This window comes from Acidipropionibacterium thoenii DSM 20276, from assembly GCF_000423445.1.
Classification (GTDB): Bacteria; Actinomycetota; Actinomycetes; order Propionibacteriales; family Propionibacteriaceae; genus Acidipropionibacterium; species Acidipropionibacterium thoenii.
Genome location: NZ_AUHZ01000005.1, coordinates 203,685 through 219,486 on the forward strand (window position 1 = coordinate 203,685; position 15,802 = coordinate 219,486).

Genomic DNA, 15,802 nt, shown 5'->3' on the forward strand with positions numbered 1-15,802 from the left:
GAGCCTCGCGGGGGCTGCGTCAGCCCCCGGCGACCGAGAGAATCCGAAGGAGATCTCATGAACCAAGCACAGTTCGACAGAATGAAGTCGGGGCAGGGGTTCATCGCCGCCCTGGACCAGAGCGGTGGCAGCACCCCGAAGGCCCTGCGCCTGTACGGCATCGACAAGGACCGCTACGTCAACGATGAGCAGATGTTCGACCTGGTGCATGCGATGCGCACCAGGATCGTCACCAGCCCGGCCTTCTCCGGAGAGCACATCCTGGGGGCGATCCTCTTCGAGCAGACGATGGGCCGCGAGTTTGCCGGGCAGCCGGCAGCCGACTACCTGTGGGAGACCAAGAACGTCGTGCCCTTCCTCAAGGTGGACAAGGGTTTGGCCGAGCCGGCCGACGGCGTCAAGGTGATGAAGCCGATCCCGGGCCTGGCCGAGCTGCTGGACCGGGCGGTGGAGGCCCACATCTTCGGCACCAAGATGCGTTCGGTGATCGACGAGGCGAACCCGCAGGGGATTGACGCCATCGTCGCCCAGCAGTTCGAGTTCGGACATCAGATCTGCGAGGCCGGCCTGGTGCCGATCCTGGAGCCCGAGGTCACCATCACGGCCAAGGACAAGTCCGAGAGCGAGGCTCTGCTGTTCGAGCAGATCACCAAGCGGCTCGAGTCCGATCCATTCCCCGGACCGGTGATGTTCAAGCTGAGCATCCCGACCGTCGACAACCTCTACGCCCCGCTGATCGCCAATCCGGCCGTGCTGCGGGTGGTGGCGCTGTCGGGCGGCTACAGCCGTGACGAGGCGGACAAGCTGCTGGCGCGCAACCACGGGTTGATCGCCAGCTTCTCCCGGGCGCTGTCGGAGGGGCTGTTCGACTCCCAGACCGATGAGGAGTTCAACGCGACGCTGGCCGCCTCGATCGCTGCGATCTACCAGGCATCGCTGACCTGAGGTGGTCCGCAGCAGACAGATCGCGAGGTGAGGTCGGATCCTGGTCGGTGCAGCCGCCAGGATCCGACCTCACCTCGCGGTCGGCCGGCACGGGCCCAGCCGGCAGGCGGCCAGGTGATACCGCTGGGCGGCGGGCCACCCTCCTGGTTCGACCACCAGAGGGTGGCGCAGCTGGACGGCCGGGGCGCAGGATGGTGTCCATGAGCGATATGAGGCCGGCGATCGGCCTGGTGGGTGCCGGGGGGATCAGCCGCGCCCACCTGCCGACCCTGCGCGAGCTGGGCAGCCGGGTGGTGATCTTCAGCAGGTCGGGAGCCGAGGCGCTGTTGGCCGAGCAACCGGTGACAGATCGGTCGACTCCGGAACACATCAGTGCCCTGGCCCCGATGGAGGTCGCAGGGTCACTCGACCAGTTGCTCGAGAGGGTCGATGTGGTCGACGTCGTCACCCCCACTCCCACCCACCGTGACGTCGTGAGGGCGGCCCTGGAGGCCGGCAAGGACGTCATCTGTGAGAAGCCGCTGGCTCGCACCGCGGCCGACGCCCAGGAGTTGGCCGATCTCGCCGCAGCGAGGGGGCTGCACCTCTACCCGGCTCATGTGGTGCGCTACTTCCCCGGCTACGCGGCGCTCAAGGACGCAGTGGCCTGCGGGAGTCTCGGCGATCCGGCCGTGCTGCGGTTCATCCGATCCGGCTCCTTTCCGCGCCGGAGGTGGTTCGCTGATCCGGAGGCCTCCGGCGGGATCATCATGGACCAGATGATCCATGACCTGGATCAGGCCCGGTGGCTCGCCGGGCCGGTCGCCGAGATCTCGGCGCTGCGCACCGTCACCACGATCGGTGGGGATCCGGTCGAGGTGGCCCACGTGATGATGAACCACGTCGGCGGGGCGGTCTCGCAGTGCTCGGGAGTCTGGGGCCCGCCGAACCTGGAGTTCACCACCGAGTACTCGGTGACAGGCACTCGCGGCACCCTGAACCACTCCTCGCGCGATGGGGTCGAGCGATCCGACCCGGCGGCGGGCGGTCCGGCGGCCGGATCCCTGCCCACCATCGATGAGGCAGCGGACCCCTATGCCCTGCAACTGCGCGAGCTGCTGGGTGCGATCGCCGGGGGGGCCGCAACCCCGAGTCAGCGCCGCCGATGGGGTGGCGGCGGTCCAGCTGGCCCAGGCCGCACTGGCGGCCGTGCGCACCGGGAGATCCGTTCCGGTCCCCGCAGTGCCCATCGCGTGAGGCCCTCCCCGTCCGGTGCGACGGACGGGTTTCACATTGGCTGGTCGAGGCGAAAAGATGGCCCCATGGCCATGCCGTCGGACCTCGAGATCGCCCGCGCCGCCCACCTGGACCCGATCGGGGAGGTGGCGGCCCGCGCCGGCATCGGCGAGGAGCACCTCGAGCTCTACGGGCGCGAGGTCGCCAAGGTCGGCCTCGGCGTCATCGACGCCAATGCCGACCACCCCCGGGCCAAGTACGTCGTCGTCACCGCCATCACCCCCACCCCCTTGGGGGAGGGCAAGACGACCACCGCTGTCGGCATCGGCCAGGGCCTGGCCAGGATCGGCAAGCGGTCCATGCTGGCCCTTCGCCAACCCTCGATGGGCCCCACCTTCGGAATCAAGGGCGGGGCGGCCGGCGCCGGCCGCTCCCAGGTGCTGCCGATGGAGAGGCTCAACCTCCACCTCACCGGCGACTTCCACGCCATCACCGCCGCCCACAATCTGCTGGCAGCGATGATCGACAACCACCTCCACCACGGCAACCAGCTCGACATCGAACCCCACTCGATCTCCTGGCGCCGGGTCGTCGACATCAACGATCGGGCACTGCGCAATGTCATCGTCGGCCTGGGCAGCCGGATCGACGGGGAGCCCCGCCAGACCGGTTTCGACATCACCGCCGCCAGCGAGGTCGGAGTCATCCTCTCGCTGGCCACCTCGCTGCAGGATCTGCGCTCCCGGCTGGGACGGATCGTGATCGGCTACAACCGGGACAGGCAGCCGGTGAGCGCCGAGGACCTGCACGCCGCCGGATCGATGACCGTGATCCTCAAGGACGCCCTCAAACCCAACCTCATGCAGACCACCGAGAACACCCCGGTGCTGGTCCACACCGGACCCTTCGGCAATATCGCCACCGGGAACTCCTCGGTGGTCGCCGACAGGGTCGGTATCGGCTGCGCCGACTACCTGCTCACCGAGGCCGGCTTCGGCTCCGACATGGGGGCCGAGCGGTTCTTCAACATCAAGTGCCGGGTCTCGGGGCTGCATCCGGACGCCGCCGTGCTGGTGGCCACCGTCCGCGCCCTCAAACTCCACTCCGGGCGCTACACCGTCAGGCCCGGCAACCCGCTTCCCCCGGGGATGGTCCTGGACAATCCGGACGACGTGTGGGCCGGTGCTCCCAACCTGCGCAAGCACATCGAGATCGTGCGCAGCTTCGGGGTGACGCCGGTGGTCGCCCTCAACGTCTTCCCCACCGACCATCCCGACGAGATCGACGCCGTTCGCCGGATCGCCGAGGAGTGCGGGGCGCACTTCGCCTCCTCCACCCATGTGGTCGACGGCGGTGCCGGGGCCACCGAACTCGCCCGGACGGTGGTGGCGGCCTGCCAGGAGCCGACCCGGTTCCGCTACAGCTACCGGCTCGACTCCCCGCTGGCCGACAAGATCGAGGCCATCGCCACCGGCGTCTACGGTGCCGACGGGATCGAGCTGTCGGCCTCGGCCGCCAGGGAACTGACCCACTTCGAGGAGCTGGGCTACGGATCCTTCCCGGTGGTGATGGCCAAGACCCACCTGTCGCTGTCACACGACCCGGCGCTCAAGGGCGCCCCGACCGGCTGGACACTGCCGGTCCGCGAGGTCAGGGTGGCTGCCGGGGCCGGATATGTCTACGCCATCTGCGGCGAGATGCGCACCATGCCGGGGCTGAGCAGCCATCCGGCGGCCGAGCGGATCGACATCGACGCCCAGGGCAATACCGTCGGGCTGTCCTGAGTCGGCCCGTCGGTATCACGATCGACGCCTCAACCTAAGCTGTCCCCATGGCCAATCAACGTGCCGAGGACGCCCGCCGCCGGGTGGAGCTCCAGGAGCAGGACCGGCGACGCGAGGGTGCCGCAGCCCAGCAGCTCATCGATGCCTTCGTGGTCTCCGCCCGCGAGAAGGGGCTGGCCATCGAACCGCTCCAGGCGCAGCTTCTGGACGGTCACACCGCCAGGACCGACCGGCGCGGCTGGTATCTCAACGCCAGCCACAGCCTGGCCATCGGGGAGCACGGCGAGTACTTTCAGCTGGTGGTTCCCGGCGGGCTCAGGGAGCGGATTCGCGGCGTGAAGCTGGAGTCCTCGCTACCTCCGCTGCATGTCGGGCGCGGTGGACGAGACGGTGAGACCGGCTATCTCAAGGAGTTCCTGGCCTGGCGGCTGGCGGCAGACTGAGGTCAGCGGCTCAGGCCGGAAGCTCTGCGGCCGGGGTCGGCCGGCCCGCCCGGAGCTGGTGGCGTCGCCTCAGCATTCCCGGGTAGCGATGGAGCCCGAGATACCAGGCCAGCAGCAGGGCCGCCGCCAGGAAGACATAGGGCAGCACTCGTAGCCCCGTCTCGTTGTGGTCCTTGATGACCGCCACCTCCTCGCTGGGGTCGGCGGCGTGATGAATCACCAGGGTGACCGGCTGACCCAGGGTGTAGGCCTTCGACCTGCTGTAGGGATTGCTGGTGATCAGCCGGGTGGCACCGCCGTCGGTGGTGTAGGCGACCACCGCGACCCGGTTGGCCGACGTCGGGATCGAGGCGTGGAAGGGGCCGGCGCCACTACTGGAGGGGTGGCCGAAACCGACGACCTTTCCCTGCACCGTCTGCCCGTGCTGGAGAAACACCGACTGGCGCTGCGACAGCGCGAAGAACAGGCAGCTCACCACCAGCAGGTAGAGCACGGCCAGCACTCCGAGCACCTTGGGCCATCTCTTCATGACTCCCACAGTACGGCCTGGCGGTCGCCGAGCAGGGCCCACGGCGCGTCACTCCAGGTACTCGCGCAGCATTGCGGCATGGCGCCGCATCGTCCGCACCGCACGACTGCACCGCGCCCGGAGCGCCTGGCCGCTGATCTGGTGGGCGGCCGCCGCATCGGCGCTGCTCATCCCGAAGAAGTAGACACTGGCCAGCACCGACAGCTGGGACCCCGACAGCACACCCATCGACATCGCGGCCTCCAGCACCGCCACAGCCCGGCCGCTCTCGCGGTGCTGCGGCGGGGGAGCCTCGACGTCGGGGATCTGCTGCGGGATCTCGTGACTCTCGACCCGCCGTCGGGCTGTGGTCACCGCGTGCAGGGCGTCCAGACCCAGACCGGTGGGGACCGTGGTGGCCGGCCCGACCCTCACGGTCCTGATCCTGATCCAGGCCGCGGCGAGGTAGTCGTCCAGGGCCTCGCGCGGGTCGGGGTCCCGGGATGCCATTCTCACCAGCATCGGGAAGAGCACCTGGAGCAGCGCCTGACATGCCAGCTCGGCGGTCGGGCCATCCCCCTGGGCGGCCAGGATGCAGGAGTGGGCCACAGACCTGTCGGCCCTGATGGCGTCGGGAAGTTGGTGGGGCAGGGTCCCGGCGGATACCGGCAGCTCGGTGATCGCCTCGCCGGCCCAGGGCTGGTCGAGGCAGTCCAGCCACTGCCGCCGCAGTCGCTGCCCGGTGGACCCGGGGTCGGGGGGACGCCGTGGCCGGCTCCTGGGTTGACGCCGGGCCGGCGGGGACCCGCCCCGATCGGCGGTCCGGGCCGGGTGAGGCACCGGGCCGGCTGGGACGGCCTCGGTGAGGGTGGCTGCGGCAGACATCACAACACCTCCTTGACGGGTCCTCACAGACCATCAAGGAGGTGTTGTCACAGGTGTTGTCACACCGGCCTCAGGTGTATCCCATCTGCGCCGATGTGTTGTCGGGTGCTGCTTGTCGGGTGTTGGGGTGCCCGGCCCTACTCCTCGGCCAGAGCCTCGGTCGGAGTGGCCCTGGCGGCCCGGCGTCCCGGCAGGATGGATGCCAACGAGGCGGCCACGAAGCAGATCAGCACCAGTCCGATGGTGGTCGCCCAGTCGATCGCGAAGGTGACCTTGATGGGCGCCCCCGACATCTTGAAGATCGACGTGATCCCCAGCCAGGCGAAGAACCCGCCTGCGATGACGCCGACGATGACGCCGGCCATCACCATCTGGACCGCCTCGAAGAACAGCATCAGGCGCAGCGATCCGCGCTGCATGCCCATCGCCCGCAGCAGGGCCGACTCGCGGCGTCTCTCCAGTACCGACAGCCCCAGGGTGTTCGCCACCCCGATCAGGGCGATCGCCACGGCCACCCCGAACAGGGTGGTCATCACGATCAGCAGGATCCGCAGGATCTGCTCGATGATCGCCGCGTAGAGCGCGCCGCCACCGATCTGGACCTCGGGATGCTGTTGGGCAATGGTGACGATCGAGGAGTAGGTCTGGGCCATGTCGCTGCGATCGGACATCGCCGCCCAGACGGCCGCGGTTCTCGGGTTCGCCGTCAGCCTGGACAGGTCGGAGGTCGAGACCATCGCCATCCCGGGGGTGTCGAAGGCCTTGGAGATCTGGACGGTGAGGCTGAGGGTGCCCTTGTCCCCCTTGACCTCGACCTTCTCGCCATTGCTCAGCCCGGCGCCGCCACCGACCAGGATCCGCCCGGCCTGAAGCTCATCGGCGGTGGCCGGGGTGACCGGTTGGAGCTGAGCGGGGTCCGCCCCCATCACCAGGGTCTTCGACTGGGAATCGCCGAGGGTCATCAGCGCGCCCGGCAACGACGTCCTGGCCTTGAGATTCGGCAGTTTGCCGAAATCGGTGATGACGGCGGCCGGCAGCGCGACCGAGGTGGCCGGTGTGGCAGCCCCGGTGCTCTGGTCGTAGATGGTGGCCGGGGCGGTGACGCTCAGGTCGACGGGGAATTCCTCGTTGATGAGGTCCAGGACGCTCTCGCGAGTGGTCGCAGTGCCGACCTGGAGGGTGACGATGATGCCGACGGCCAGCATCAGGACGCCGGTCGTCAGGGCGGTGCGCACAGGGTTGCGGACCGCATTGGCCGTCGACAGCCGGGCGGTGGCACCGAAGGGTCGCAGCGCCATCCCGAGGAGCTTGATCACCCAGGGCACGTAGACCGGCGTCGAGATGAGCATCGCGACGCCCAGCACGGCGACCGCGCCGAGCGCCCAGGCGATGTTCCAGCTGTCGACGTGCAGCGCCCGCCAGGTCAGCAGGGCCCCGCCGGCCAGCATCACCGCACTGATCGTCACCAGGACGATGGAGGTGCGTCTGGTCTCCACGGTGGGAGCCGGGCGCAGCGCCTCCAGGGGGGCGACGCGGGTGGCCCGCAGGGTCGGGATGAAGGCGGCCAGCACGGTGGCCACCACCCCGATCCCGAACTCGATGGCCAGATCCGACCAGGGCAGCACCAGTCCGAAGCTCAGCGCCCCGGTGTAGGCGGCCCCGGCCAGGGCGATGAGGATGCCGAGTCCGACACCCAGCAGGGACCCCACTGCGCCGATGATCACCGATTCGACGAAGAACTGCCCTCGCACCTGGCCGCCGGAGGCTCCGACGGCACGCATCAGGCCGATCTGGCGGCGCCGTTGTGCCAGCAGGATGAGGAAGGTGGTGAAGATGATGATCATCCCGACCATCAGCGCCACCCCGGCGAAGACCATCAGCATGTACTTGAAGACGTTGAAGTCACCGGTCAGGGCGGTGACCGCCCGTTCCCGGTAGACCGGCGCCGTCTCGACCTGGAGATCGCCCGGCTGGGTTCCCGCCGAGGGCATGCCTGGAAGCTTCGAGACCGCGGTGCGCACGGCGTCGGCCACCTGGGAGGGATCCGAGCCGGAGTCGACGTCGATCAACCAGAGGGCCGGCTGGGTGCCGGCTCCGCTGAACAGAGCCGGGGCCGCGTAGACGGTCTGGGCGAACAGCGAGCGGGGGTCGTTGGTGATGCCGGAGACCGTCAGCTCGGCGGTGCCGCTGGTGACGGTGTCGCCCAGGCTCACCCCGAGCTTCCCGGCGGCCTCCTTGGAGATCGCGATCTGGCTGGTGGAGGTGGGCCAGGAGCCTTCGGCCAGGTCGGCCCACCGGAACCGCTCGGAGGGTACCGCGTAGTAGGTCGCCTGGGCCGACTTGTCGCCCTTCTGGATGATCTGGGAGACCTGGTAGGAGGGCTCGACGGCCGCCACCCCGGAGACTCCCTTGATGGCATTGGTCACGGCATCGGTGGAGATGTCCTCGGAGGTGGCACCGATGTCGGCGACGACGTCGGCCCTGGAGGTGGCCAGGGACTGCTGCTCACCGATGGCGGTGGACTGGGTACGGATGAAGACCGAGACGCCGACCATGAAGCCGATCGAGATGGCGATCGCCACCAGGGTGGCGACGTAACGGGCTGGGTGGAAGCGGACCTCCTGGATGGCATTTCTCAGCATCACGCCTCCAGATTCGCCATCGCGGTACCGACCGTCTCGGCGGTGGGGGAGTCGATGTCATCGACGATCCGGCCGTCCAGCAGCATCAGTGCCCGGTCGGAGTAGGACGCCGCCCGGGCGTCATGGGTGACCATGATGATTGTCTGGCCCAGGTCGGAGGCGCAGTGGCGCAGGTACTCCAGCAGAGCGGTGCCGGACCTGGAGTCCAGGGCGCCGGTGGGCTCGTCGGCGAAGACCACCGAGGGCTTGGTGATCATCGCCCGGGCGCATGCCACCCGCTGCTGCTGGCCCCCCGACAGCTCGGAGGGGCGGTGGTCGAGCCGGTCGGCGATCCCCAGGCCATCGACCAGCTGCTCGAACAGGACCATGTCGGGTTTGGTGCCGGCGAGGTCCAGGGGCAGCAGGATGTTCTGCTTGGCGGTGAGGGTGGGCAACAGGTTGAAGGACTGGAAGATGAACCCGACCTGGTCACGACGGGTGCGGGTCAGCGCCTTGTCGGCCATCGTGCTGAGTTCATTGCCGGCCAGGAAGACCCGGCCCGAGGAGATCCGGTCCAGCCCGGCCAGGCAGTGCATCAGGGTCGACTTGCCCGAGCCGGAGGGGCCCATGATCGCGGTGAAGGAGGACCTGGCGAACTGCACCGAGACATTGTTGAGTGCCACCACCTGGGTCTGTCCGGAGCCGTAGACCTTGGTGACGCCGAGGGCCGCCGACGCGTCCTGGCGGAGGCCGGGCCGGTTCGGGTCCGGCTGAGGCGGTCCGGAGGGGTCGAGACCGGTGGGCGAGGGGGCACTGGACGGGCTGGTCTGCCAGGGCTGGGCCGGTGACGTCTGGGCCTGCGGAGAGGCGGCGGGCTGTCCCGCTGCCTGCTGGTACTGGGGGTACTGCTGGGGATCGGCGTACTGGGGATCGGCATCGCCGCGCCGGGGCGCCGGCAGCGGCATCTCGAACCCGGGGGTCTGGGGCGAGCCGGCGGACGGATCGGGAGTTGAGGAACGGCGTGGCGGAGTCGACATGGCCCCACCCTATGGCGAGCCGGTGGCCGGACGAGGGTGCGCGCCGCGCAGAGGTCGATCTGGGGGAGAACTGGGGGGAGGGTCCGCCGACTCCCGATCGGGCGGCCGGTGGCCACCGGGAGCCGGATCGACGGGGCCTCAGATCAGCCCGACCTCGCGGGCGAAGAGCACCAGACCGACCCGGTCCCGGCACTCCAGTTTCGCCAGCAGCCGGCCGATGTGGGTCTTGACGGTGCCCTCGGCCATGTAGAGGGTCTGGGCGATCTCGGCATTGGTGGCGCCCTTGGCGATCTCCACCAGCACCTCGGTCTCCCGGTCGGTGAGCACCGAGAGCCGCTCCTGGTTCTGTTCGGGGCTCTCCGGAAGCGTCGGGACGACATGGTCCAGCAGCCGGCGAGTCGCCGAGGGGGCGACGACTGCCTCCCCGGCGGCCACGCTGCGGATCGCCGACAGCAGCTCGGCCGGGCGGGCGTCCTTCAGCAGGAATCCGGAGGCCCCGGCCTTCAGTCCGGCGTAGACGTACTCGTCCAGGTCGAAGGTGGTGAGGATCATCACCTTGGTCTCCAGCCGTGAGGCGGCGATCCGCCGGGTGGCCTCCACGCCGTCCATCACCGGCATCCGGATGTCCATCAGTGCGACGTCGGCGGGGGTGGTGCGAAGGACGTCCAGGGCCTCGGCACCGTTGGAGGCCTCGCCGACGACCTCGATGTCGTCCTCGGCCTCGATGAGCATCCGGAATCCCGAGCGCACCAGGGACTGGTCGTCGACCAGCAGCACGCGAATCGCTTCAGGCATGGCACCTCCGGGTTGGGATCCATCCCGCATCGTAGTTGAGGCCGCCCGCCGTGGTGGCCACCGCGTGGTCGAGTCGGTGGCGCAGCTCCTCCCCGCCCCCAGGCACGGTCGTCCTTCCTGGTGGGCCCGGCAGCTCCTCCCCGCCCCCAGGCACGTTCGTCCTCAGATCCGACGTTCGTCCTGGAATTCCAGGACGAACGTCGGATCTGAGGACGAACGTGGGGACCGGCCCGACACCTACGGCTGAGCCCGACCGGAGCGCGGACCCCGGGGGCCTATCGACAGGCTCCCAGCGGCAACAGGGCATGCACCCGGAAGCCGTGGTCGGCCAGTGGCCCGGTCTCCAGCTGACCACCCATCGAGGTCACCCGCTCCCGCATCCCCTGCAGCCCATGACCGCGTCCATCCCCCTGGATCGTCTCGCCGTGGCCGTCATCGGTGATGGTCAGACTCATCGTGGTCTGGCGGTAGTGCACCGCCACCTCGGCATGTGCGGTCGGCCCGGCATGCTTGAGCACATTGGTGACCGCCTCCTGGACCACCCGGTAGGCGGTCAGCCCGAGGGCCTCGGAGACCTCGGGGCGCTGCCCGGTGACGGTGAGGGTGATCCGCTCACCGGAGTGCTCGACCAGCTCAGGGATGTCTGTCAGCCCGGGAGAGGGCGAGTAGGCGGCCTTCTCCGAGGGGTCCTTTCGCAGCACCCCGACGATGCGGCGCATCTCGACCAGGGCGTCGCGACCGGTGTCGGCAATGATGTCGAGGACATCGGCGGCCTTCTCGGGCTTCTTGGCGGCCAACGCCTTGCCCCCCTCGGCCTGGACGATCATCACCGACAAGGAGTGGGCGACGATGTCGTGCAGTTCCCGGGCGATCTCATTGCGGGTGCGCTCCTCGATGACGTGGGCGTCCTGCTCCCGCTCGGCCAGGATCGCGCGGTACCGCTCGGCCTTGGCCATCCGCTGCTGGGACTCGATGAGGGCGGCCTCGCGCAGCCGACGTCCCACCGCATAGGGGGTGATGACCAGACCGGCGCAGACCGTCATCGACAGGAACAACAGCATCCACGGGGTCCCGCCATCGCTCGGGTAGTCGGCGGTCATCGCGGCATGCCAGCGGGCCGGTCCGAGGATCGCGCCGAGGGCACCGACCCACAGCACCCAGCGCGACTGGGCGCCGTCCACCCAGCGGGCGACCGAGTACGAGGCGATCGGGATGGTGAGGATCGACAGCACCGGCCAGGGCACCAGCAGCAGCTGGATGCCGGCCCCGACGCTCACCAGGGCGAGCATCATGATCGGCTGGTCGCGCCGGATCGAGACCGAGGCGACCATCATCATCGAGCTCACCAGGGCGGCGACGTACTCCACGCTGGGATGCAGGATCACCGAGGTGACATAGGGCACCACGGTGAGCACGGTGAGGGCCACCACCACGGTGATGTCGATCCACAGCGAACGCTCGGTGTCCTGGGGCCGGCCGTCGTCGATCTTGGGATTGAGGACCTCCTCCATCCCGGGGATCGACAACTGCTCGCCCGAGCGGCCGGCACTGCGACCGCCCCGGCCGGTGGGGAAGCGCGCGGTGTGGAACCCGGCGGGGAACAGGCTCGGGGAGAACCTCGTCAGGCGCGCGCGAACCCCGCTCCCGGACCTGTCCTGCGGTGCGGGGGTCGTCATGTCACGCCCGCTGGTGCTCATCGGCTCCCAGTGTACGAATGGCCCTCAATCAGCTGATCCCCAGGCTGGGCCATAGGATTGGGGCCGGGGTGACCAGCAGGGTTGACGATCACCTCGGACAACCCAGCGGCACCCCAGTGGCGTCGACATCGAGGAAGAAGGCACAGGTCAGGATGCGGATTCTCATCACCGGCGGGGCGGGATACATCGGATCGACGGTCGGGTCGGCCTGCATGGAGGCAGGCCACGAGGTGGTCGTCCTCGACAACCTGTCGGCCGGACGCCGCGAGTTCGTCACCGATCGCACGTTCTACCAGGGCGACGTCGCCGACCAGCAGCTGCTCGACACGATCTTCTCCGAGAACCAGATCGACGCCGTGGTGCACTGCGCCGCCAAGATCATCGTCCCCGAGTCGGTCTCGGAACCGCTGGCCTACTACGAGAACAACGTCGGCAAGACGGTCAAGCTGCTCCAGGCGATGGCGCGCAACGGAGTCAACCGGATCCTGTTCTCCTCCTCGGCCTCCATCTACGCCACCGATGCCGAGTTCAAGGTCTCCGAGGACTCCGCTCTGGACCCGGGCTCCCCCTACGCCACCACCAAGTTCATGGTCGAGTACATCCTGCGCGACGCCGCCCACGCCTCCGATCTCAAGGCCCTGTCGCTGCGCTACTTCAATCCCATCGGCTCGGACCCCAAGCTGCGCTCGGGCCAGCAGATCGAGCACCCCAGCCACGTGCTGGGCAAGATGATCGACGCCTGGATGGACAAGTCCACCTTCACCGTCACCGGGGTCGACTGGCCGACCCGCGACGGCTCGGGGATCCGCGACTACATCCACGTCTGGGATCTGGCCCGGGCCCATGTCGCCGCGCTGGAGCACCTCGACGAGGTGACCGCCGAGGACCCCTACCAGGTCTTCAACATCGGCACCGGCAACGGCGTCACCGTCAAGGAGCTGGTGGACGCCTTCCAGGAGGGCACCGGCCAGCCCCTCAATGTGGTCTACGGGCCGCCGCGCCCCGGCGACGTGGCCGGGGCCTACACCGTCTCCCACCGTGCCAAGGACCTGCTGGGATGGACCCCCGAGCTGACCCCGGCCGACGGGATCCGTGACGCCATCGCCTGGCTTCCGGAGCGCAAGAAGATCCTGGGGTACTGACCGCTCCCGGTCGACTGTGGTGGCCACGGCCCGGAGGAGGGCGAGGATGAGGCACAAGTGGTGGTGGGGGCTGGCCGCCCTGGTGGTCGGCGCCGTGATCGGCGGGCAGATCGGCGCCCGGCAGCGGCGTCACCGTGCCGAGTTGTGGGCGGTGGCCACCGAGGGGGTCTCCTCGGCCGATCCGCATCCCCGCTGGTTCTGAGCCGCCTCACCACTGCGGCAGGCCGAACCTCCGGGGACTTCGTCGGTGCCGGGACGCCACATATGGTGGGCCGAAAGGACGACGCCGACCCAGCCGATCCAGGAGGCACCCCCATGCGCACAGTGACGATGTCGGACCAGGAACTTCCCGCGATCGGCCAGGGAACCTGGTACCTGGGAGAAGGCCGAGCCCCTCGGGACCAGGAGATCGCGGCCCTGCGGGCTGGTGTCGACGCCGGGATGACGCTGGTCGACACCGCCGAGATGTACGGCGACGGGGCCGCCGAGCAGCTGGTCGCCGAGGCCCTGGGATCGGTCCGCGACGAGCTCTTCATCGTCGACAAGGTGCTGCCCTCGCACGCCTCCCGTGAGGGGATCATCGGCGCCTGCCAGGGGTCCCTGGAGCGGTTGGGCACAGACCACATCGACCTGTACCTGCTGCACTGGCGGGTCTCCCAGGTGCGTTTCGACGAGGTCATCGAGGGGATGGATGATCTGATGCGGGAGGGCAGCGTCGGTTCCTGGGGGGTCTCCAACCTGGACACCGCCGACATCTCCGAGCTGCTCGGGGAGACCGGTGGGCCGGGCTGCGCCACCGACCAGGTGCTCTACAACCTCATCCGCCGCGGCCCGGAGCTGGAGCTGTTCCCGCTGCTGGCCGAGCACGGCATCCCGGTGATGGCCTACTCCCCGATCGAGCAGGCCCGACTGCTCCAGCCCGGCCCGGGGCTCGACGCCCTGGAGCGGGTGGCCCAGGGCCACGGCGTCTCCCCCGCACAGGTGGCGCTGGCCTGGACCGTTCGGTCCGGCGATGTGCTGGCGATCCCGCGGACCGGATCGGCCGAGCACGCCGCCGCCAATGCAGCGGCCGGGGACCTGGTCCTCGGGGAGCAGGACCTGGCCGAGCTGGACGCCGCCTTCCCGGCACCGGAGACGCCGGTTGCCCTGGAGACGCTCTGAGGGCCGGTCGGCGAGGGCCCCCGATCGGGTCGTGCAGCGGCCCCGGGCCCTGCGCATAGGGTTCGGGTGGATGTCAGCGAGCAGCGGAGAGAGGGAGCGGCGATGATCTCATTGGTGACCTTCGATGTGGTGGGCACCACGGTCGACGACGGCGGGATGGTGTCGAGGGCGCTGCGCACCGCGGTCGAGGAGACCGGGGCGCAGGTCAGCGCCGAGGACGTCGAGGCCTGGGCCGGGATCGAGCGGGTCAGCGCGATCGCGGCCTTGATGTCGCTGGGCGGGGTCCGGCCGCGTCCCGGGGTGGCTCGCCGGCAACTGGCACAGTTCAAGGAGATCCTGGCCGATGCCTGGTCCAGCGAGCCCCCGCAGGAGATCGGCGGAGCCGCATCGGTCTTCGCGCAGCTCCAGGAACGTGGTATCCGGGTCGCTCTCACCACCGATCTGGACGAGCAGGCGCTCACCCCGCTGATGGAGTCGCTGGGCTGGTGGCCCGCCCGGCGTCACCTCATCGACACCGTGGTGACCGCCGACGACGTCAGCTCCGGATGCCCCGCCCCCTATCTCATCCATCGGGCGATGGAGCGCACCATGGTGATCGACGTCCACCAGGTGCTGGCAGTGGGGGACGCCGTGGTGGATCTCCAAGCCGCCGGCAACGCCGGTGCGGTCTCGGCGGGGGTGCTGACCGGCGCCGGGGACGGTCAGACGATGGAGGCGGTCGGCGCCGACTTCCTGCTCGGCTCGGTCGCGGAGGTGCCCTCGGTGGTCTCCGCCGACTCGGCGATGGGGTGAGCCGCTGCCGGTGACCACCTGTCGGGCCGACGGGACGGTTCGACCGGCTCCGGCAGCAGGTACCGGAGCAGAACTCAGACCCTCATCAGGGCCCCGAGCAGGGTCGACATCTGGCGCTCCACCTCGACGTGGTCGGCCGGGTGCCCGGCGATGATCGCCTCGATCATCTGCTGGTCGTGGACGGTGCGCATGATCGCCAGCAGGTCGTCCACCGAGATCCCCAGCTGGACACCGTTGGCGGCAATCACCTCCGCCACCAGCTCGCGCAGGGCAGGTGTGCAGGACTCGGTGAGGGCCCGGTAGGCCGGCCGCAGCTCCGGATCACGGGCCGCCTGGAGGCGGATCTCGTTGATCGCCAGGATCGTCTCCGGATCCGAACTCACCGTGCTGGTGAACAGTTTGATCGCCAGCCCGAGCTTGCGCTCGATCGGCAGCCCGGTGGCCGAGACCCGCGGCAGCTCGGTGGCCAGCGCCATGATCGTCTGATCGATGGAGCGGTGCAGGACGTCGATGCACAGTTCGTTCTTGGACTCGAAGTTGGAGTAGAAGGCCCCGCGGGTGAACCCGGCCTCCTCGCAGATCTCCTCCACCGAGGCGCCGTCGACCCCCTTGCGGGCTATCACCCGCACAGCGGCCCACGCCAGCCTCTCCCTGGTGGCCGCCCGTCGCGTGCTGACCTGCTCGTGGGACGTCGCCACATCGGTCATCATTGGCCTCCCTGGGCCCGTGTTCAGCCCTGTCACAACCGGTCTCCGTCGGTTTGCATACGACAGTGTA

At 69.3% G+C, this 15,802-nt stretch carries 14 protein-coding genes and 1 pseudogene; 8 read left to right on the forward strand and 7 right to left on the reverse strand.

What is annotated here, in order from left to right:
* Positions 1-57 precede the first annotated feature (57 nt).
* The 4 genes and pseudogenes from G554_RS0100900 to G554_RS0100910 all read left to right on the forward strand — a co-directional run bounded on the left by G554_RS0100900 (position 58) and on the right by G554_RS0100910 (position 4,387).
* The gene (locus tag G554_RS0100900; protein WP_027586434.1) at positions 58-945 is read left to right on the forward strand and encodes a fructose bisphosphate aldolase; all 888 of its coding nucleotides are present in this window, start codon (positions 58-60) and stop codon (positions 943-945) included.
* Positions 946-1,154: 209 nt separating this feature from the next.
* Positions 1,155-1,865, forward strand: a pseudogene (locus G554_RS18205) (Gfo/Idh/MocA family protein); the annotation flags it as partial.
* Between the two features lie 381 nt (positions 1,866-2,246).
* A complete protein-coding gene (locus G554_RS18210; RefSeq protein ID WP_036923990.1) occupies positions 2,247-3,944 on the forward strand; it encodes a formate--tetrahydrofolate ligase in 1,698 nt (565 codons plus the stop codon).
* 47 nt (positions 3,945-3,991) lie between these two features.
* Positions 3,992-4,387, forward strand: a complete 396-nt coding sequence (locus G554_RS0100910) for a hypothetical protein (RefSeq protein WP_027586436.1) — start codon at positions 3,992-3,994, stop codon at positions 4,385-4,387.
* Positions 4,388-4,397: 10 nt separating this feature from the next.
* On the opposite strand, the gene G554_RS0100915 is transcribed toward G554_RS0100910, so the two are convergent.
* The 6 genes from G554_RS0100915 to G554_RS0100940 form a co-directional block, all read right to left on the reverse strand.
* On the reverse strand, positions 4,398-4,916 hold the full coding sequence (locus G554_RS0100915) for a DUF3592 domain-containing protein (protein ID WP_027586437.1): 519 nt from the start codon (positions 4,914-4,916) through the stop codon (positions 4,398-4,400).
* 48 nt (positions 4,917-4,964) lie between these two features.
* Positions 4,965-5,780 carry an RNA polymerase sigma factor gene (locus G554_RS13875; RefSeq protein WP_051232112.1) on the reverse strand — a complete coding sequence of 272 codons (816 nt, stop codon included), beginning with the start codon at positions 5,778-5,780 and terminating at the stop codon, positions 4,965-4,967.
* Between the two features lie 137 nt (positions 5,781-5,917).
* Positions 5,918-8,422: an ABC transporter permease gene (locus G554_RS0100925; RefSeq protein ID WP_027586438.1), complete on the reverse strand. Its 2,505-nt coding sequence runs from the start codon at positions 8,420-8,422 to the stop codon at positions 5,918-5,920.
* Positions 8,422-9,438: an ATP-binding cassette domain-containing protein gene (locus G554_RS0100930; protein WP_027586439.1), complete on the reverse strand. Its 1,017-nt coding sequence runs from the start codon at positions 9,436-9,438 to the stop codon at positions 8,422-8,424. The genes G554_RS0100925 and G554_RS0100930 overlap by 1 nt, the downstream gene beginning before the upstream one ends.
* Before the next feature lie 138 nt (positions 9,439-9,576).
* On the reverse strand, positions 9,577-10,233 hold the full coding sequence (locus G554_RS0100935) for a response regulator (RefSeq protein WP_027586440.1): 657 nt from the start codon (positions 10,231-10,233) through the stop codon (positions 9,577-9,579).
* A 275-nt stretch (positions 10,234-10,508) separates the two neighbouring features.
* Positions 10,509-11,930: a sensor histidine kinase gene (locus G554_RS0100940; protein ID WP_027586441.1), complete on the reverse strand. Its 1,422-nt coding sequence runs from the start codon at positions 11,928-11,930 to the stop codon at positions 10,509-10,511.
* 152 nt (positions 11,931-12,082) lie between these two features.
* On the opposite strand from G554_RS0100940, the gene galE reads away from it, so the two are divergent.
* The 4 genes from galE to G554_RS0100960 all read left to right on the forward strand — a co-directional run bounded on the left by galE (position 12,083) and on the right by G554_RS0100960 (position 15,025).
* On the forward strand, positions 12,083-13,072 hold the full coding sequence (gene galE / locus G554_RS0100945; protein WP_027586442.1) for a UDP-glucose 4-epimerase GalE: 990 nt from the start codon (positions 12,083-12,085) through the stop codon (positions 13,070-13,072).
* Positions 13,073-13,118: 46 nt separating this feature from the next.
* Complete coding sequence (locus G554_RS17465; protein ID WP_154654117.1) at positions 13,119-13,274, forward strand: hypothetical protein; 156 nt, start codon at positions 13,119-13,121, stop codon at positions 13,272-13,274.
* 113 nt (positions 13,275-13,387) lie between these two features.
* Entirely contained in the window at positions 13,388-14,233 is an 846-nt protein-coding gene (locus G554_RS0100955; RefSeq protein WP_027586443.1) for an aldo/keto reductase, read from the forward strand.
* Between the two features lie 102 nt (positions 14,234-14,335).
* Positions 14,336-15,025, forward strand: coding sequence for an HAD family hydrolase (locus G554_RS0100960; protein ID WP_027586444.1), 690 nt, complete (start codon positions 14,336-14,338; stop codon positions 15,023-15,025).
* Between the two features lie 74 nt (positions 15,026-15,099).
* Here the strand turns inward: G554_RS0100960 and G554_RS0100965 are convergent, their stop codons facing one another.
* Complete coding sequence (locus G554_RS0100965; protein WP_161626446.1) at positions 15,100-15,723, reverse strand: TetR/AcrR family transcriptional regulator; 624 nt, start codon at positions 15,721-15,723, stop codon at positions 15,100-15,102.
* Positions 15,724-15,802: the final 79 nt, after the last annotated feature.